This is a genomic window from Corynebacterium sp. (assembly GCF_022712195.1).
In the GTDB taxonomy this organism is placed as follows: Bacteria; Actinomycetota; Actinomycetes; order Mycobacteriales; family Mycobacteriaceae; genus Corynebacterium.
Genome location: NZ_JALAGY010000087.1, coordinates 24351 through 42342, shown reverse-complemented (window position 1 = coordinate 42342; position 17992 = coordinate 24351). Strand labels below are relative to the sequence as shown.

Below are 17992 nucleotides of genomic sequence, written 5' to 3'. Positions count from 1 at the left end.
CGATAGCGGTTATCCGTTGAATTCCGCCGGGTCCGGGCCCGTGCGCAGTCCCCGGTCGAGGCTGTCGAGCACCTCGAGGTCCCGGTCACCCAGGGTGACGTCGACGGCGCCGAGGTTCCCGGCGATCCGGGCCGGGGTGACGGACTTCGGGATCACGATGCGCCCCTGCTGCAGGTGCCACGCCAGGACGACCTGTGCCGGGGTGGCACCGTGGGCCTCGGCGATCCGCACCACGGCGGGGTCGGCGAGCGCCGCGCCCTGCCCCAGGGGGCTCCACGCCTCGGTGAGGACGCCGTGGCTGGTGTTGGCCGCGACGGTCTCCCGGTTCTGCAGTGCCGGGTGGAGCTCCACCTGGTTGACGGCGGGGACGGTCCCGCCGAGGTCCACGACGCGCTGCAGGTGCTCCGGGAGGAAGTTCGAGACGCCGACGGACCTGGTCAGGCCGGCGTCACGGACCTCCTCCATGCCTTCCCAGGCACGGAGGTAGTTGTCGGTGGCGGGGGCGGGCCAGTGGATGAGGAACAGGTCGACGGAGTCGAGGCCGAGCCGCTCCAGGCTGGCCTCCAGGCCGGGGCGGACCCCGTCCCGGGAGAGGCCGTCCACCCAGAGCTTGGTGGTGATGAACAGGTCGTCGCGGTCGATACCGGACTCGGCGACGGCACGGCCGACGCCGGCCTCGTTGCCGTAGACGGCCGCGGTGTCGATGCTGCGGTAGCCGGCCTCCAGGGCGGTGGCGACGGCGCGGTGGGCGTCGTCGTCCGGGACCTGGAAGACGCCGAAGCCGAGCTGCGGCATGGTGGTGGAGTCGTTGAGGGTGACGGTGGGGATCATGGTTGTCTTCTTTCTGGGTGTCGGGAAAGTTCAGGCAGGGACGGGGACGGCCGGTGCCGCGGCAGCGGTGTCCCGGGCGAACTCGCCGCCGCGGACGCGGGTCGCGATGACCAGCAGGCCGAGGCCGAGCACGGTGACGACCGCGCCGACCCACAGCGGGGAGGTGTAGCCGAGGCCGGCGGCGAGGGCGAGCCCGGAGAGCCACGCGCCGACGGCGTTGCCGACGTTGAAGGCGGCGATGTTCGCACCCGAGGCCAACGTCGGGGCGTCGGACGCGAAGTTCATGATCCGCATCTGCAGTCCGGGTACCGTCGCGAACCCGACGCCGCCCATCAGGCCCAGGGCGATGACGGTGGCCACCTGGCTGGTGGCGGTGAGGGCGAACGCCACGAGGATCACGGTGAGGACGCTGAGCAGCACGACGAGGGTGACGCCGAGGTTGCGGTCGGCGGCGCGTCCCCCGGCGAGGTTGCCGATGAACAGGCCCACGCCGAAGATCACGAGCAGCCACGGCACGGTGGAGGACGAGAAGCCGGAGACCTCGGTCAGGGTGAAGGCGATGTAGGTGAAGGCACCGAACATGCCGCCGTAGCCGAGGACGGTCACCGCCATCGACAGCCAGACCTGCCGGGAGCGGAACAGGGCGAACTCCTGCCGCACCGACCCTGCGTTGGCGGGGGTGGCGGGCACGAGCGCGGTGATCGCGGCCAGGGCGACGATGCCGATGGCGGTGATCGCCCAGAACGTGGCACGCCAGCCGAAGGCCTGGCCGATGAAGGTCCCCAGCGGCACGCCGGCGACGTTGGCGATGGTCAGCCCGGCGAACATCACCGAGATCGCTCCGGCGCGTCGGGCCGGGGCGACGAGGTCGGCGGCGACGACGGCGCCGATGCCGAAGAAGGCACCGTGGCACAGTGCGGCGACGACGCGTCCGGCGAGCATGACCCCGTACGTGGGCGCGAGGGCGGACATCAGGTTGCCGGCGACGAACAGCACGAGCAGGCCGAGGAGGGCCTTGCGCCGCTCCAGGCCGCGCAGGGCGACGGTGAGGATGATGCCGCCGACGGCGACGGAGAGCGCGTAGCCGGAGATCAGGTACCCGGCGGCGGTGTCGGTGACACCGAAGTCGGCGGCGACCTCAGGCAGCAGGCCCATGATCACGAACTCGGTGAGTCCGATGCCGAACCCGCCGAGGGCCAGCGCGTAGAGGGCAGCAGGCATGATGGATGACGTCCTTTCCTTGCGAATGCATCAGTTGCACGTGCAGTAGTTGCAGGCGCAACGTTGAAGATACTTGCACACGCGGGATATGAGCGCAAGTCGGCTATAGTGGTCCGCATGAGCATTTCCGACGACGCGGTCGAGATCCGCACCCGCGGCTGGCGCACCCTCGCCGCACTGCACGGCGCCATCGACACAGCCCTGGAACGGGCGCTGAAGGAACACCACGACCTCTCCGTCGTCGAATTCGCCGTGATGGACTCCCTGGACCGCCAGGACGGCTGGCACATGCGCATGGCACAGCTCGCCCGCGCCGCCGCCCTCTCCCCCAGCGCCACGACACGGCTGGTCAGCAGGCTGGAGAACCGCGGACTGCTGCGCCGCATCCTCTGCGACGACGACCGCCGCGGCATCTACACCGAGCTCACCGACGAAGGCCGGGACCTGCTCAACGCCGCCCGTCCCACCCACGACCGCACCCTGGAGGCGGCGCTGGACGAGGCGTCCACCGTCCCGGAACTCGCCCCCCTGGCGGACGCGCTGCACGCCGGCAGCTTCCGGTAGGCAGACAGGGCAGGCGGGACAGACGGGGCAGACGGCCCCCTGCCACGGCTACGCTGGTCACCATGGACACGACACGGCAGGTGCAGATCACGTTCGACTGCCGGGAGCCGGCGACGGTGGCGGAATTCTGGAAGGCGGCCCTCGGCTACGTCGACCCACCGGTACCGCCGGGATTCGGCTCCTGGGAGGACGTCGACGCCTCCCTTCCCGAGGAGGAACGGGGGTCCACCTGGGCATGCCAGGACCCTGCGGGGGTCGGACCCCGCCTCTTCTTCCAGCGGGTGCCTGAACCGAAGACCGTGAAGAACCGCGTGCACCTCGACGTCCGCGTCGGCACCGGCCTGCACGGCGACGAGCGGGTCACCGCCCTCGAGACCGAGGCCACCCGGCTCGAGGCACTCGGCGCGCGCCGCCTGCGGCTGCTGCCGGCCGACGGCGTCAACGAATCCTGCCTGGTCATGCAGGATGTCGAGGGCAACGAGTTCTGTCTCGACTGAAAGGCCCCGTCCATGACCGCAGAGACCTGGAGCATCCCGCACCCCTCCCTCGGGCTCATCGAGGTGGTCACCGGCACCGGCGAGGAGCTGCACGCCCTGGACCCGGGTTTTCCGCGGGGGAAGCCCACCTCGACCACCCGTCGTCTCCTCGTGCGGGCCGGGGGGACTGTCGTCGCGAGGAGGAAGACCCTGGGCAACGTGAAGGTCGACCTCTCGAAGGCGACCCTCGGCGACGAGGGGAAGTTGCCCGCCGCCGGCGAGTACGGCCACCCGGAGGGAATCGTCCGTCCACTCCTGGAGATCGAGTCGAACTGGGCGGACACCTGGGTCCGCAGCGTCACCGTCCGAGTCAGGGACACCGTCGTCCTCCTCGACGCACCCGCGGGCTCACGAGCCGCGAAACGGCAGGCGGCGATGGAACGCTCCGCATTCAAGCGGTGGCTCTACCCGACTCTCGCCGGTGTGGGCAAAGGCGGCTGGGCGATGGGGGTCATCATCTTCGGCCCCCTGGTCGCGGGACTGCTGCGCCGGCTGTGGCAGTGGCTGTCGCAGTACCTCCCCGACTGGCACATCACCCTGCCGTCCATACCGTGGCCGGACATCACCCTGCCCTCCTTCACCCTGCCGTCGATCCCCTGGCCGGACATCTCCCTGCCCAGTTGGGACGCACCCTGGTGGGTGGACTTCCTCGCCGAGTACTCGAAGGTGTGGGTACCGGTCCTGATCGGCATCGCGGTGGGTGTCGCCGCGATCCGGAACCACCGGCGTTCGGAGCGGACGAAGGTGGAGTGGGAGGCGGCGCAGGCGGCACGTACCGACGCCGCACGCTCCGCCGTCGCCGCGACGCTGGAAGCGCCGACGGTCCGGGCGGCGCGGGTGTTCCGGGCCAGGATGGAGCGGATGGCGGCGTCCGACGTCGGGTGAGGGTGAGGCAAGGCGCAGGCGGTTCCCCGCCACCGCGCGTACCGTGGCGTCATGTCGCACACCGCCGCACTCAGCCAGAAGGCCCGCCTGCTCCTCGACCTGCACCACCGTTCCGCACCCCTGGTCCTGCCCACCGTGTGGGACGTCTGGAGCGCCCGACTCGCCGAGGACGCCGGCTTCGACGGCCTCACGGTCGGGTCGCACCCTGTCGCCGACTCCCTCGGCTACCCCGACGGTGAGAACACCCCGGTTGACCTGTACTTCGAGGTCGTCGCCCGCATCACCGCCTCGGTCTCCGTCCCGGTCTCGGTGGACGTGGAGTCCGGTCTCGGCCTCCAGCCGGCTGAACTCGTGCAGCGGGTGCTGGAGGCCGGGGCCGTCGGCGTGAACATCGAGGACACCGTCCATTCGGAGGACCGTTACCGCAGTCCTGAGGAGCATGCCGCCTACATCGCCGCCGTCCGCGCCTCCGCCGACGCGCAGGGGGTGCACCTGGTCATCAACGGGCGCACCGACGCCTTCACCAAGGACGGGGAGGACGACGCGAAGCTCGGGGACGCACTCACCCGACTCAGCCTGCTCGAGGAGGCGGGCGCGGACTCGCTGTACCCGGTGCTGGTCCCCTCCACCGCCGCTCTGCAGCGCATCCTCGACGAGGTGTCCACGCCGTTGAACGTGACCGCCCATCCGCGCACCGGGGCGATCCCCGGGTCCATGAGCTTCGCTGACGCCGCCCGTGCAGGGGTCGGGCGGATATCCTTCGGCCCGCTGCTGCAGGCGGCATTGGCCGACACCACCCGCGAGTTGCTCGGCGACTGGAAGGACGTCGCCGGGGACGGCACGGACTAGGAGGGGAGTGCGGAAGCCATCCGCACACGGCGGTGACCTGGGAAAGAAGGAATTCCTCCGGAAGTTCCGCGAAAGATGTTGACACTGCTCACAGAGCGGACTACGGTTCTGCGATGTAAGCACCGTCAACTCATGAAAGGGCTCCAGCCCATGTCCTCCAACTCCTCCGCAGAGACCGTCTCCGTCACCCTCGGCACGCGCACCGTCGAGGTTCCCAAGGGCGGGCTCTACGACCGCTACCGCATGAACCCCGACCTCGACGCCATCGCCGAGGATCCCCGGGTCAGCAGCGTCGACTTCTTCCGCACCCTTCCCAAGACCAGGGTCGACTCCCCCATCGGCGAAACCTGGACCCCGAACTTCTACTACCGCAACTCCACCGCACGGATCGCCTTCCTCGCGAAGTCCAGCGCCGCCCGCCGGCGCCTCCCCGCCGAACTCGACCCCCTGGAGGTAGTCCCCGGAGTCGCCCTCGGCTTCCTCATGTTCTTCCGCTACGACGTGGCCGACATCGACTTCTACACCGAGGCGGCCGTCGGGGTGGTCGTGCGGCCCGCCCGCCACGGGAAGGTCGGCGCCGCCGACCTCGCCAGCGGCCTGGGCAACAACCACCTCCACGCCCACGTCCTGTCCCTGCCGGTCAACACCGACATCGCCCAGGTCCGCGGCCACGACGGCTACGGCTTCCCGAAGTGGCGCACCGACATCGACGTGAACATCGACGACCGGCGGGTGTCCGCCCAGGTCTTCAACGCCGACGGCACCAACGACATCTCCCTGTCCGCCCCCACACCCAAGCAGAGGCGCTACCGCAGCGGTGAGAAGGTCGGCTCCCTGACCTCGTACACGAAGATCGGCGACAGCTGGCACTCCACCCTCACCCAGACCAACATGCTCGCCGGCGGGGTCTCCCTGCTCCCCCGTGACATCGACCTCACCCTCGGCACCGGACGGGTCTCCGACGACGTCCGTTCCCTGGAGCTCATCCGGCCGATGCAGTTCGAGGTCGCCACCGAGACCCAGATCGCACTGCACATGCCCGCCCCGATCTCCGTCGCCACCCGCTGACACCACATTTCCCCGAAAGAAGAACCCCAGCCATGTCACGCACATCAAGCACCACATTCCCCGGACTCTCCCCCACCTCACCCGAGTTCCTCGACCGGCTCGCCCGACGCGTCGTCGTCGCCGACCCGGAGCGGGTCCTGCACATCTCCGACGCCATGACCGGCGGCACCATGGGCACCGTCCCCGCGTCCACCGCGGAGGACGTCGCCGCCGCCGCGAAGCGCGCACGGAAGGTGCAGCGCGCCTGGGCCGCACGGCCCGTGGAGGAGCGGGCGGACGTCCTGCTGCGCTTCCACGACCTGGTGCTGGAACGCCAGGACGAGGTCCTCGACATCATCCAGCGCGAGAACGGCAAGGCCCGCCGCCACGCCTTCGAGGAGATCATGGACGTCGCGCTGAACGCGCGCTACTACGCCCACACCGCGGCCGACTACCTGAAGCCGAAACGGCGCCAGGGGGTGCAGCTCGCCCTGACCAAGGTGGTCGAGGTCCACCACCCGAAGGGACTGGTCGGCGTGATCTCCCCGTGGAACTACCCGTTGACCCTGGGCATCAGCGACTCCATCCCCGCCATCGTCGCGGGCAACGCGATCCTCACCAAGCCCGACCAGCAGACCCCCTACGCCACCCTGTGGGCCGTCCAGCTCCTGGAGGAGGCCGGCATGCCCGAAGGCCTGGTGCAGGTCGTCACCGGCCGCGGTTCGGAGCTGGGCAGCCCGATCATCCGGCACTCCGACTTCCTGATGTTCACCGGCTCCACCGCCGTGGGCCGCACGGTCGCCGCCGAGGCCGCCGAGAACCTCATCGACTACTCCATGGAGCTCGGCGGCAAGAACGCCCTGCTGGTCCTGGACGACGCCGACGTCGACGAGGCCGTGCGCGGCGCGGTCCGGGCGTCCTTCTCCAACACCGGTCAGCTGTGCATCTCCATCGAGCGGATCTACGTTCCGGACTCGATGTGGGACTCCTTCACCTCCCGCTTCGCCGCCGCGGCGAAGAACCTGAGGCTCACGCCCGACCTGGACTACTCCACCGACATGGGGTCCCTGGTCTCCGAGAAGCAGCTGAACACGGTCACCACCCACGTCGAGGACGCCCGGGCCAAGGGTGCGACGGTGCTCGCCGGCGGCACGGCACGCCCGGAGATCGGCCCGCTGTTCTACGAGCCGACGATCCTCACCGACGTCACCGAGGACATGATCGTCTTCGACCACGAGACCTTCGGCCCGGTCGTCTCCCTGTACCGGGTCGGCAGCGAGGAGGAGGCGATCCGCCTGGCGAACGACAGCGAGTACGGACTGAACTTCAGCGTGTGGACCAGCGACCCCGCACGCGGGCGCCGCGTGGCCGAGCAGCTCGAGGCCGGCACCGTGAACGTCAACGACGCCTACGCCCCCACCTGGGGTTCCGTCGACGCCCCGATGGGCGGCATGAAGGCCTCCGGTGTGGGCCGCCGCCACGGCGAGCACGGCATCATGAAGTACACCGAGTCGCAGACGATCGCCGTGGAGCGGCTGCTTCCCGTCGGTGCCCCGCACTGGCTGGACGCCGGACGCTACGCGAAGGTCATGACCGGTGCCCTGCGCCTGGCGAAGAAGCTCCCGGGGGTGAAGTAGCCGTGGCCGCCAGTCCGGACACTCCCGTGAACTACGCCGGCACCACCGTCCTGGTCACCGGGGCCAGTTCGGGGCTGGGCGCGGAGTTCGCCGCACAGTTCGCCGCCCGGGGCGCGGACCTGGTCCTCGTCGCCCGGCGGAAGGACCGGCTCGACGACCTCGCCGCCAGCCTCCGTACGCGCCACGGTGTCTCCGTCACCGTGATCGCCGCGGACCTCGGCGCCCCCGGTGCCGCAACCGCCCTGGTCGACGATCTGGACGAGCGTGGTCTCGAGGTCAACTCCCTGATCAACAACGCCGGCTTCGGCATGGGCGGCCGTTTCGTCGACGAGGACCCGGACCGGCTCTCCGCGATGGTCGAGCTCAACGTCCGGCTACTCACCGACCTCACCCGCCTGCTGCTGCCTCGGCTGGTGGAGCGTGCGCTGCACAGCGGTGGGCCGGGCGTCCTGCTCAACGTCGCCAGCACCGCCGCCTACCAGCACACTCCGGGCCTGGCCGCCTACGGTGCCACCAAGGCCTACGTCCTCTCCCTCACCGAAGCCCTGGCCTACGAGACCAGGAGCTCTCCGCTGCGGGTCCTCGCCCTGAGCCCCGGGCCGACGAAGACGGAGTTCTTCGAGGTCCTGAGCAGTTCCGCCCCGAACGGCACCGACGGCACGGGCAGCTCAGACGGAACGGACGCCGCCGTCGGCAGCTTCCAGACCGCCGACGAGGTCGTGGCCCACGCACTGCGGGAACTCGACCGGGGCACACCCCGCCCCAGTACCGTCTCGGGGCGCAGGAACGCCCTCGTCGCCACCATCGCACAACTCGCCCCCCGGCGCCTCACCCTGGCGCTCGCAGGAAGGATCTCACAATGACCGCCAAGACGACCGACAAGACGACCGACAAGACAATGAAAGCAGTCCGCAACAACGACCTCGACCTCGAGGACACCGCCGTCCCGGCCCCCGGGCCCGACGAGGTCCTGGTGAAGGTGGCCGCCGCGGGCGTGAACCGCGCCGACGTGATGCAGCGGGAGGGCAACTACCCGCCGCCGCCCGGTGTCACCGACATCATCGGCATGGAGCTCTCCGGGGTGATCACCGAACTCGGTGAGAACGTCGCCGCGGACGGCCGGTGGGCCCCGGGCGACGAGGTCGCCGCGATCATCTCCGGCGGCGGCTACGCCGAGTACGCCGTGGTCCCCGTCGGGCAGCTGATGCCGATCCCGGCCGGAATGTCCCTGGTCGACGCCGCCGCCCTCCCCGAGACCGCGGCCACGGTGTGGTCGAACCTGGTGATGGAGGCGGAGCTGACCGCCGGGCAGACCGTGCTGATCCACGGCGGCGGCAGCGGTATCGGCACCCACGCCATCCAGGTGGCGAAGGCGATCGGGGCCACCGTCATCGTCACCGTCGGTTCCGAGGGCAAGGCCGCGCGGGCCCGCGAACTCGGCGCCGACCGGGTGATCAACTACCGTGAGCAGGACTTCGCCGAGGAGCTGGAGGGCAGCGTCGACGTGGTGCTCGACATCATCGCCGCGAGGTACCTGCCCGGCAACGTGCGGGTCCTGGCCCCGGGCGGGAAGCTGGTGATCATCGGCATGATGAGCGGCACCCACGGTGACCTGGACATCGGGGCGCTGATCAACAAGCGGGCCCGGGTGATCGGCACGAATGTGCGTCGGCGCCCGTTGACCGGCCCCGGTTCCAAGGCGGAGATCACCGCCGCGGTGGTGGAGAACGTGTGGCCCCTGGTGGAGGACGGGACGGTGAAGCCGGTGATCTCGGCGACTCTGCCTCTGGCCGAGGCCCGTGCGGCGCACGACATGCTCGACTCCGCCGACTCCGTCGGTAAGGTCCTTCTCCTGCCGTAGCCTGGCGTGACGCGACAGGGCCGTCGCCCGGGCCGCCCTCCCCCACGGGAGCCGGTCCGGGCGACGGCCCTGTCCTGCACTGTCCTGCGCTGTCCTGTCCTGTAGGAGCGCTACTCCCCGATGCCGAGCACGTCCCTCAGGTGTGCGACGGCCTGGGCCACGGCGGCCACGGCCTGCGGGGTGTCGTGCATGGAGTTGACCATCACGAAGTCGTGGATGATGCCCCCGTAGCGGACCTGGGTCACCCTGACCCCGGCGCGGCGGAGCTTGGCGGCGAAGGCCTCCCCCTCGTCGCGCAGGACGTCGGCCTCGGCGGTGATCACCAGCGTCGGCGGGAAGAACGCCAGCTCCTCCTCGGTGGCGCGCAGCGGGGAGGCGGTGATCTCGTTCCGGGCGTCCTCGTCGGTGGTGTACTGGTCCCAGAACCACTTCATGCCCTCCCGGGCCAGGAAGTAGCCCTCGGCGAACTCCCGGTAGGACTCCGTGTCGAAGTTCGCGTCGGTGACCGGGTAGAACAGGGCCGCACCCTTGAAGGACACGTCGCCGCGCTCATGGCCCATGATGTTCAGTGCGATGGCCATGTTGCCGCCGACGGAGTCGCCGGAGATCGCCACGCGCTCGGGGTCGAGGCCGTGCTCGGCACCGTGGTGGACGATCCACTGGGCGACGGCGTAGGACTGCTCGTTCTGGGAGGGGTACTGCACGTCGGGGGCGCGGACGTACTCCGGGAAGACGACCGCCGCACCGGTGCCCACGGCGAGGTCGCGGACGAGCCGGTCGTGGGTGTGGGCGTCGCCGAAGACCCAGCCGGCGCCGTGGGTGTACAGGACGACCGGGAGCACGCCGGTGGCGCCCTTCGGCCGGACGATGCGGGTCGGGACCTCACCGGTGGGACCGCCGGCGACGGTGATCCACTCCTCGTCGATCTCGGGCTTGTGGATCTCCTCGTCCTGGACCCCGTCGACGGCCTTGCGGCCCTCCTCGGGCGGGAGCTGGTAGAGGAACGGCGGTTCGGAGGTCGCCTCGGCGAAGGCCTGGGCGGCGGGTTCGAGGGAGATGTTCTTCGGGTTGGCGGTCATGGGTCGTCCTTTCCTGGACTGTGTGTCCTAGCTGAGCGTGGAGACGAGGGTCTCGGCGAGTTTCCTGGAGGACTGCGGGTTCTGGCCGGTGTAGAGGTTGCCGTCCCGGACCACGTGGGGCCGGAACGGGATCAGCGCCTTGTCGTAGTCGGTGCCGATCTCCTTGAGCTTGTCCTCGAGCAGCCAGGGGGCCTTCTTCGCGAAGGAGTTGATGAGCTCCTCGCGGTTGGACAGGCCGGTGACGTGCCGCCCGGCGAAGGGGGTCGAGCCGTCCTCGTCGACGGTGGCCAGCAGCGCCGCCGGGGCGTGGCACAGCAGTGCCAGGGGGCGTCCGGAGGCCAGACGGTCGGTGAGGATGCGCCCGGAGATCCTGTCGACGGCGAGGTCCTCCATGGGGCCGTGGCCGCCGGGGTAGAAGACCAGGTCGTAGCCGTCCAGGTCATCGGTGGTGACGGAGTGCAGGTCAGCGGGGTTCTCGAGGACGGGGGCGAGGTCCTCCAGCTTGGCGCGGAACTTCTTCACGGTGTGCGGGAGGATGCCGCCGGACAGGCCCAGGCTGAGTTCGTCGACGATCGGCGTGGCCGCCCCGGGGGTCGCGACGGTGACGTCGTAGCCGGCGGCGGTGAAGGTCTCGTAGGGGACGAGGAACTCCTCGGCCCAGAAGCCGGTGGGGTGCCTGGTGCCGTCGGTCAGGGTCCAGTGCCGTGCCGCGGTGACTGCCATCAGGACGTTGGTCATGGAGATGCACCTCTCGTGGTCTCTCCCCGTGGGGCAGGTGGTCCTGCCGCGCAGCGGTGGTCGGTGGTGTGAACCGCCGACGGGGCGCCGGCGATGTTCCCAGCGTAAAACCAGATGTGAACGCTGTCAACAACTACCGACGCCCCTGCGCCGCCGCTACCGCGCCACCGCCTACCCCGCCAGTCCGAGCACCGCGGCGAAGGCGGAGCGCACGCGGTTGTCCATCTGGTCGGAGGGCTCCGACGGGAACTTCCCGTCCAGGTGCAGGAAGGCCAGTCCGTGGACGGTACTCCACAGGCCGACGGCGAGGTCGTCGACCGCGGTGCCGGGGTAGATCGCCTGGAGACGTTCGGTGAGTGCGGCCTGGAGGAACCCGGCGGCCTGCACGCGCTCATCGTTCTCGTCGTCACACTCGGTGCCGAACATCAGCCGGAACATCCGGGGACGTTCGACGGCGAAGCGGACGTAGCCGACGGCGAAGTCGGGCAGGTCCTCCGGTCGCGTCGGTACCTCGCGTCCGGCGAACAGCTCCTCGCCGAGCGCCCGGAACCCCTGCGCCGCGACGGCGGACTCCAGCTTCGAGCGGTCCGGGAAGTGGCGGTAGGGCGCGGTCTGCGAGACGCCGGCCCAGCGCGCGACGGCGCGCAGCGAGAAGTTCTCGCCCTGTTCGAGCATCTCGACGGCGGCGTCGATCAACGCCTGCCGGAGATTTCCGTGGTGGTAACTCTGCGTGGGCGAGCCTGACCCTGATGTTGACATCGCTAACATCCTCTCCTATCGTTATGTGAGCACCGTACACATACCCCGACAACAAGGGAAATCATGTCACATCCGCTCTTCACTCCGCTCAACCTCCCCAACGGCCAGGTTCTTCCCAACCGCATCGCCAAGGCGGCCATGGAGGAGAGCATGGCCGACACCGGCCAACTCCCCGGCACCCGGCTGACCACCCTCTACCGCACCTGGGCCCGCGGCGGCGCCGGCCTGCTGATCACCGGCAACGTCATGGTCCACGACGCCGCCCTCACCGGCCCGGCCGGTGTGGTCCTCGACCGCGACACCCCCCTGGAGCCGTACCGCCGGTGGGCCACCGCCGCCCGCAGCGGCGGCGGGAAGGTGTGGATGCAGATCAACCACCCCGGCCGCCAGATCCAGAAGAACATGCCCGGCGTGGCCTGGGGCCCGTCCGCCACCCGGGTCGACACCGGACGCACCAGCGCCATGTTCGCGGTACCGCAGGAGATGACCGCCGCGCAGATCGAGGCCACCGTGGAACGGTTCGTCGACACCGCCCACCAGGCCGAACGCGCCGGCTTCGACGGCGTGGAGATCCACGCCGCGCACGGATACCTGCTGTCCCAGTTCCTCTCGCCGCTGTCGAACACCCGCACCGACGACTGGGGCGGCAGCCTGCACAACCGTGCCCGCCTGCTCCTGGACATCACCCGCCGCACCCGGGAGGCGGTGTCGGAGGGGTTCGCCGTCGCCGTGAAACTGAACTCCGCGGACTTCCAGCGCGGCGGTTTCGACAAGGACGACGCCCGGCAGGTCATCGACTGGCTCGCCCCGCTGGGCGTGGACCTGGTGGAGCTCTCCGGCGGCAGCTACGAGAGCCCCGCGATGACCGGCAACGCCGCCGAGGGGCAGGACGCCCGCACCGCGGCACGGGAGGCCTACTTCCTGGAACTCGCCGAGGAACTCGTCGCCGACAGCCCCGTCCCCCTGATGGTCACCGGCGGGGTGACCCGACGCGCGGTCGCCGAGAAGGTCGTCGACAGCGGCGTGGACGTCGTCGGAATCGGTACGGCACTGTCCGTGAACCCGGACCTCCCGAACGACTGGCGGAACAGCGCGGGCACGAACACCGACACCGACACGGCCGCCGTCCTGCCGCGCGTCCGGATCAGGGACAAGGCGCTGGCGTCCGCAGCGTCCATGGCACTGGTCCGCCACCAGCTGCGACGGTTGAGCGAGGGGCGTCCGGCGGGCACCCGCGCCAACGCACTGAGGGTCTTCGGCGCCGAACTGGTCCGGGACACCCTCGCCCGGCACCGCTACGCCAGCTGGCTGAAGGAGCGGACGCAGGTGGGGTGACCCGGCCCTCTCCCCGGCCCCGGCCTGCGCCCGGCGCCGGGGCGACCTATAGTCAGGGACTGACAGCCGGAACCACCCCTCACGAGCGGACCCACGCATGAGAATCATCGACGGACACGACTGGTCGCCCGAGGGCACCGTGACCACCTGGTTGCCCTCGGCCGCCATGACCGCCGCACACGCCGACGTCGCCGAGGACCCCACCCCGGCGTCGTTCCTGCAGACCGACCACGTGCGCGGGGTGCTGGCCGGACGCGCGCAGGGGCGTGCGCACCACGCCTACACCTGCTCGGTGGCGACCCTGCCCGGTGTCCCCGACCGGGACCGCATGACCCGGGCGGTCAACGCCTTCGTCGCCGCCCACGAGGGACTGCGGTCCACGCTGTCGGTCGAGGGGGACGCACCGGACGGCCCGCTCCGTCGCCGGACACTGCCGGCCGACGCCGTCGACCTCGTCCCTGCACCGGTCACCGGCACCGTCACCGACCTGCTGGCCACCACCGCGGTCTTCGACCACGTCCCCGCCCTCGCGGTGGTCACCGTCGCCCGGGAGGACGGCCGGTCCTTCGACCTGCTGCTCGCCCTCGACCACGCGTCCGGCGACGGGATCTCGCAGATGACCGGGCTGCTGGAACTGATGGCCCGCTACACGGGCGGTACGGCAGGCGCGGCAGGTGCGGCGGAGTCGGCCGGTGAACTGACCGTCGGCACCCACCCCAGTTTCCTCGACCACGTCCGTGACGAACAGGCGCAGGCCGCGTCCGTGTCCGACGACTCCCCGGGCGTACGAGCCTGGCGGGGCCTCTTCGACCTCACCGGCGGGCGGGTCCCCGGGTTCCCGCTGCCCACCGGCATCGTCGACGGCGAACCGCAGCCGGTCGTCGGTGTCGAGGGCGAACTGGCCGACCGTGACCTCACCGGCCGCCTGCACACCCTCGCCCGCGCACACGGGGTCAGTTTCAGCACCGTGGTCTACGCCGCCCTGGGGCTGGCGCACGCCCGCCTCACCGGTGCGGACCACTACGCCACCGTGGTGGTCTCCGCGACCCGCGGGCGCCGCTACGCCCTCTCCCAGGGGTGGTTCTGCAACTTCACCCCGCTCTACTTCCCCGTCACCGGGACCACGGTGGAGGACGTCCTGCCGGACGTCGCGGCCGCCCAGGCCAGGATGAAGGCCGCGCTGCACGAACCGGTGCACGCCTCGCTGGGGCACCTGATCCTCAGCGGCCAGGTGGACCCGTCGGTGATGGGCAGCCCGCAGATGGTGACCTACCTCGACCTCGGCTGGTTCGAGGAACCCGCGGGGGCGGACATCCGGCTGTTCACCGGATTCGGCCGGACGGTCAACGCCAACCTGTGGATCCACCGCAACGCCGACGGCCTCGGCGTCGGATGCCAGGCCCCGGACAACCCGACCGCACGGGAGTCGGTGGACACCTACGTCGCCACCGTCCGCGACATCCTCGCCGCGGTCTGAGAACGCCCGTGGAGGTCACCTACCTGGAGCACGTGCCCCTGACCGGGCCGTTCACGGAGCTGGAGCTGCGCTGGCCGGACGTGCCGTCGGGCCCACGGGCGCCGCTCACCTTCAACCAGCGCAACCACCTGGCCGCAGCGGCGGCGTCCGGTCGGTCGACCTGGATCGGCGGGACGGTGGGTGTCCCGGACGGCACGTCCCCCGCCGCGGTGGCCGGGGCGGTGCGCGCCGTCGTCGACGGGGTGGACGCCCTGCGCACCGTGGCCCGCCACGACCACCAGCAGGCGTTCACCGCCGGTGCCCTGACCGTAACCACCGGCGGCCCCCGTCCCGACGTACCCGGCACCGCGGAGCTGGAGGCCCTGATGGCCGACCGGTGCCGTCCCGGCCCGGTCCCGGGGCTGTTCTTCGCACTGTGCGGGGACGTGCTGTTGTTCGGGCTCGACCACTTCCACGCCGACATGCTGAGCGTGGACCTGCTGCAACGGCGCCTGCACGGGGAGCTCCACGGGCACGGCCGGGAGCCCGCCCCCTCGTTCCTGGGGACGCTCACCGCACCGGCCCAGACCGCACCGGATGCCCGGGCGCTGGGGATCTGGCGTCGCTTCCTGGGCACCACCGGGAACCGGATCCCGGCGTTCCCGGTGGAGCTCGGCGCCACCGGCGCCGCACCGGCCCCACCGGTCCATGACGTGCGACGGCTCCTCGACGGCGACGGCCCCGAACGGCGTTCCTTCGCGGTGGTCCTCACCTGCCTCGCCGAGGCACTGGAACCGGTGACCGGGTCGGCGGAGTTCCCCACGGTCATCCCCGTGCACACCCGTGGCCGACGCGACGACCCACGCCACGGGATCGTCGGCTGGATGGTGGGCAACGCCCCGGTCATCGCCCGGGCCGGTGACGTCGACGCCACCGCCGCCTGGCTTCGTGACGCGGTGACCGTGGCGGGGCTTCCCCTGGAGACCATGGTGCGGGAGTGTTCGCCGGAACTTCCCGCCGGTGCGGTCCCGATGGTCTCCTACATGGACTTCCGGGGGCTCGGCGACCCGGTGCCGCAGGCCAGGTACGTGTCCTCGACGTCGCCGACGGACACGGTGCAGCTGTGGTTCTCGCGGACCCTCGACGGTCTCTCCGTGCGCGCGAAGTACCCGGACACCCCGGAGGCGCGTCAGGTCATGGGCGGGGTGCTCGACCGGCTGTCGAAGGCGCTGCCGACTCACTGCTGACCCCCCGCGAAGCGACCCGCGAGGACACCGACACGGCAAGGATCCGCGCCACCGTCTCCTTCCGGGTCAGCTCTGAGACGTCAATGCTCTCGAACTCACGGCGAATCCAGTCTGCGTCCCGGAAGGCCGGAAACCTGCTGAGTCTCCACCGGAGCGCACCAGACTCCTCAGTGTCGTCGGTGGCACGGCGACAGTGCTCCTCCGGGTCCACATGCAACGCCACCGGTGTGAGGAATGCCGTCGGATCGAGCTCAGAAACAATCTCCGACCAGTATTCCTCCACTGTGACAGTCTGCGGGACGATGACAACTGACTCAGGGCCCTCCGGAAGTTCCCGGAGTACGGAGTTGAGTGTGGCAGCGACGAGCCGTCGCCATGCCGACCACTCCTGGAAGTCCCGTACTGGAGCGACCGGCTGCAGTATCGGACGCAACAGGGCACCGACTTCCTCCGGATCAACGACGACCGCACCCGGGATCTCATCCGCCAGGAGATTCGCGGCTGTCGTCTTTCCCGCACCGAATGCACCATTGATCCAGATGATGTGGTTCTTCCTACGCTGCATCCCGGTAGCCTAACCCGTCACGCCGGTCACGGCCCTACAGCCACCGGGTCGCGTCCCTCCCCCACACCAGACCCCACCGGCCCAGCTCCTCCCTCACCAGGTCGAGCAGGTGCGCCTCATCGCGCACGTGGACCGGGTCCAGGGACGTGAAGGACAGCGACAGTGATCCCCCGGACCGCACCGCCCAGGCGCTCACACCACCCTGACGTTCGGCGAGTTCGCGCGCGGACCCCGCCCGGATCACGGAGCGCAGGGCGACGTCGCATCCGTCGCGGCCCAGTTCCGGTCCCGTTTCCGGTCCCAGCCCCAGTCCGGTGAACGCCTCCGACGGCTCCCCCAGGTTCGAGGCCAGGCACACCGGTGTGGTGGACCCCGCGGCGGCCCGTCGGACCAGGGAGTCCGGCAACGCCTGGGCGACCTGTGCCATGGCGGCGACCCTGTCGGGGCCGGTGCGGGCGCTGACCTGCCGGTAGGCCGACTTCGCCGCGGCCCGCAGTTCCCCGAGGTCGTCGTAGCGCCCCGGGTCCAGCCGCACAACGACCGTGGCGCCGGTGGTCGCGTTGGCGCGCAGGTCACCGGCCCCGTCGCCCCTGACGGACACGGGCACCGCGAGGGGCACGGTGTCGCCCTCCCGGACGCGCCCCGAGCCGACGAGGACGCCGAGCGTGACCGCCTGGAAGAGGGTGTTGGACGTGCCACCGCGCGAGGACGCCGCCACGTCGAACCGGGCGGCGTCGACCCGCACCGCCACGGTGGGCACCACCGCCGGCCCCTCCGGTGCCGTCCCCTCGTTCGGCGGGACGCCCACCTGTGCCGTGGCGGGTGTCCGCAGTGACACCGCCGCCCGTCCGACCGCGGTGAGCAGGGAGAGGGCGTCACGCACGGTGTCGCCCCGGCGTGGTGCGCGGGGTGTCGTGGACTGTCCGCCGACGGCCTCGGTGACCGCGCGGATCATCGCGGCACCGTCGGCGACGACGTGGCTGCGCACCAGGGAGACGATGACGTGACCGTCGGTGGTGGGCACGGCACCGAGTTCCCAGGACGGGCCGCGCACGCTGTCCACCGGCGCGGTCAGCCTGTCGTGCAGCCAGCCGCTGACCTGCCCGGGGGCCACCGGGGCGCGGTCGATGCGGACGTTCCCGGCGCGCGGGGTGTACTCCCACCGGTCGCGGACGGGACCGCGGGTGCGGCGGACGAGGCGGGACAGCCGTCCGGCGGTGAGGTTCCGTCCCGTCTCCTCGACCCGGTCGAGCACCGGTCCGGTCGCGTCCACCCGCCAGATGACCTGGGGCACCACCGGCACGCCCAGCACCTGCTCCATGACGACGAACAGGTGGTCGTCGGCGGTGAGGCGGTGGCCGTCGGGCAGGTGGGTCACCGGG

Annotated in this window: 18 protein-coding genes; 11 read left to right on the top strand and 7 right to left on the bottom strand. The window is 70.8% G+C overall.

Annotated elements, in window-relative coordinates; translation table 11 throughout:
* Window positions 1–9: 9 nt before the first annotated feature.
* A complete protein-coding gene (locus Q0A34_RS12115; protein WP_291480252.1) occupies window positions 10–831 on the bottom strand; it encodes an aldo/keto reductase in 822 nt (273 codons plus the stop codon).
* Between the two features lie 30 nt (window positions 832–861).
* Window positions 862–2052, bottom strand: coding sequence for an MFS transporter (locus Q0A34_RS12110; protein WP_291480251.1), 1191 nt, complete (start codon window positions 2050–2052; stop codon window positions 862–864).
* Between the two features lie 117 nt (window positions 2053–2169).
* Here Q0A34_RS12110 and Q0A34_RS12105 point away from each other — a divergent pair, with 117 nt between their 5' ends.
* The 8 genes from Q0A34_RS12105 (at window position 2170) to Q0A34_RS12070 (ending at window position 9431) form a co-directional block, all read left to right on the top strand.
* Complete coding sequence (locus Q0A34_RS12105) at window positions 2170–2616, top strand: MarR family transcriptional regulator (RefSeq protein ID WP_291480250.1); 447 nt, start codon at window positions 2170–2172, stop codon at window positions 2614–2616.
* A gap of 62 nt (window positions 2617–2678) precedes the next feature.
* Complete coding sequence (locus Q0A34_RS12100; protein ID WP_291480249.1) at window positions 2679–3113, top strand: VOC family protein; 435 nt, start codon at window positions 2679–2681, stop codon at window positions 3111–3113.
* Window positions 3114–3125: 12 nt separating this feature from the next.
* Window positions 3126–4037 carry a hypothetical protein gene (locus Q0A34_RS12095; RefSeq protein WP_291480248.1) on the top strand — a complete coding sequence of 304 codons (912 nt, stop codon included), beginning with the start codon at window positions 3126–3128 and terminating at the stop codon, window positions 4035–4037.
* 51 nt (window positions 4038–4088) lie between these two features.
* Entirely contained in the window at window positions 4089–4886 is a 798-nt protein-coding gene (locus tag Q0A34_RS12090; protein WP_291480247.1) for an isocitrate lyase/phosphoenolpyruvate mutase family protein, read from the top strand.
* A gap of 150 nt (window positions 4887–5036) precedes the next feature.
* Entirely contained in the window at window positions 5037–5954 is a 918-nt protein-coding gene (locus Q0A34_RS12085) for an acetoacetate decarboxylase family protein (protein WP_291480246.1), read from the top strand.
* A gap of 32 nt (window positions 5955–5986) precedes the next feature.
* Window positions 5987–7570 carry a succinic semialdehyde dehydrogenase gene (locus Q0A34_RS12080; RefSeq protein WP_291480245.1) on the top strand — a complete coding sequence of 528 codons (1584 nt, stop codon included), beginning with the start codon at window positions 5987–5989 and terminating at the stop codon, window positions 7568–7570.
* Window positions 7571–7572: 2 nt separating this feature from the next.
* A complete protein-coding gene (locus Q0A34_RS12075) occupies window positions 7573–8433 on the top strand; it encodes an SDR family oxidoreductase (RefSeq protein WP_291480244.1) in 861 nt (286 codons plus the stop codon).
* 35 nt (window positions 8434–8468) lie between these two features.
* Window positions 8469–9431, top strand: coding sequence for an NAD(P)H-quinone oxidoreductase (locus Q0A34_RS12070; protein WP_291480307.1), 963 nt, complete (start codon window positions 8469–8471; stop codon window positions 9429–9431).
* Window positions 9432–9541: 110 nt separating this feature from the next.
* On the opposite strand, the gene Q0A34_RS12065 is transcribed toward Q0A34_RS12070, so the two are convergent.
* The 3 genes from Q0A34_RS12065 to Q0A34_RS12055 form a co-directional block, all read right to left on the bottom strand.
* A complete protein-coding gene (locus Q0A34_RS12065) occupies window positions 9542–10510 on the bottom strand; it encodes an alpha/beta hydrolase (protein ID WP_291480243.1) in 969 nt (322 codons plus the stop codon).
* A gap of 27 nt (window positions 10511–10537) precedes the next feature.
* Entirely contained in the window at window positions 10538–11248 is a 711-nt protein-coding gene (locus Q0A34_RS12060; RefSeq protein ID WP_291480242.1) for a type 1 glutamine amidotransferase domain-containing protein, read from the bottom strand.
* A 171-nt stretch (window positions 11249–11419) separates the two neighbouring features.
* Window positions 11420–12007 carry a TetR/AcrR family transcriptional regulator gene (locus Q0A34_RS12055; RefSeq protein WP_291480241.1) on the bottom strand — a complete coding sequence of 196 codons (588 nt, stop codon included), beginning with the start codon at window positions 12005–12007 and terminating at the stop codon, window positions 11420–11422.
* A gap of 63 nt (window positions 12008–12070) precedes the next feature.
* On the opposite strand from Q0A34_RS12055, the gene Q0A34_RS12050 reads away from it, so the two are divergent.
* The 3 genes from Q0A34_RS12050 (at window position 12071) to Q0A34_RS12040 (ending at window position 16045) form a co-directional block, all read left to right on the top strand.
* On the top strand, window positions 12071–13342 hold the full coding sequence (locus Q0A34_RS12050) for an NADH:flavin oxidoreductase/NADH oxidase family protein (protein ID WP_291480240.1): 1272 nt from the start codon (window positions 12071–12073) through the stop codon (window positions 13340–13342).
* A gap of 97 nt (window positions 13343–13439) precedes the next feature.
* A complete protein-coding gene (locus tag Q0A34_RS12045; RefSeq protein ID WP_291480239.1) occupies window positions 13440–14819 on the top strand; it encodes an acyltransferase in 1380 nt (459 codons plus the stop codon).
* Between the two features lie 8 nt (window positions 14820–14827).
* The gene (locus Q0A34_RS12040) at window positions 14828–16045 is read left to right on the top strand and encodes a hypothetical protein (RefSeq protein WP_291480238.1); all 1218 of its coding nucleotides are present in this window, start codon (window positions 14828–14830) and stop codon (window positions 16043–16045) included.
* On the opposite strand, the gene Q0A34_RS12035 is transcribed toward Q0A34_RS12040, so the two are convergent.
* Window positions 15993–16610: an AAA family ATPase gene (locus Q0A34_RS12035; protein ID WP_291480237.1), complete on the bottom strand. Its 618-nt coding sequence runs from the start codon at window positions 16608–16610 to the stop codon at window positions 15993–15995. The genes Q0A34_RS12040 and Q0A34_RS12035 overlap by 53 nt on opposite strands.
* A gap of 34 nt (window positions 16611–16644) precedes the next feature.
* Entirely contained in the window at window positions 16645–17988 is a 1344-nt protein-coding gene (locus tag Q0A34_RS12030) for a hypothetical protein (RefSeq protein WP_291480236.1), read from the bottom strand.
* Window positions 17989–17992: the final 4 nt, after the last annotated feature.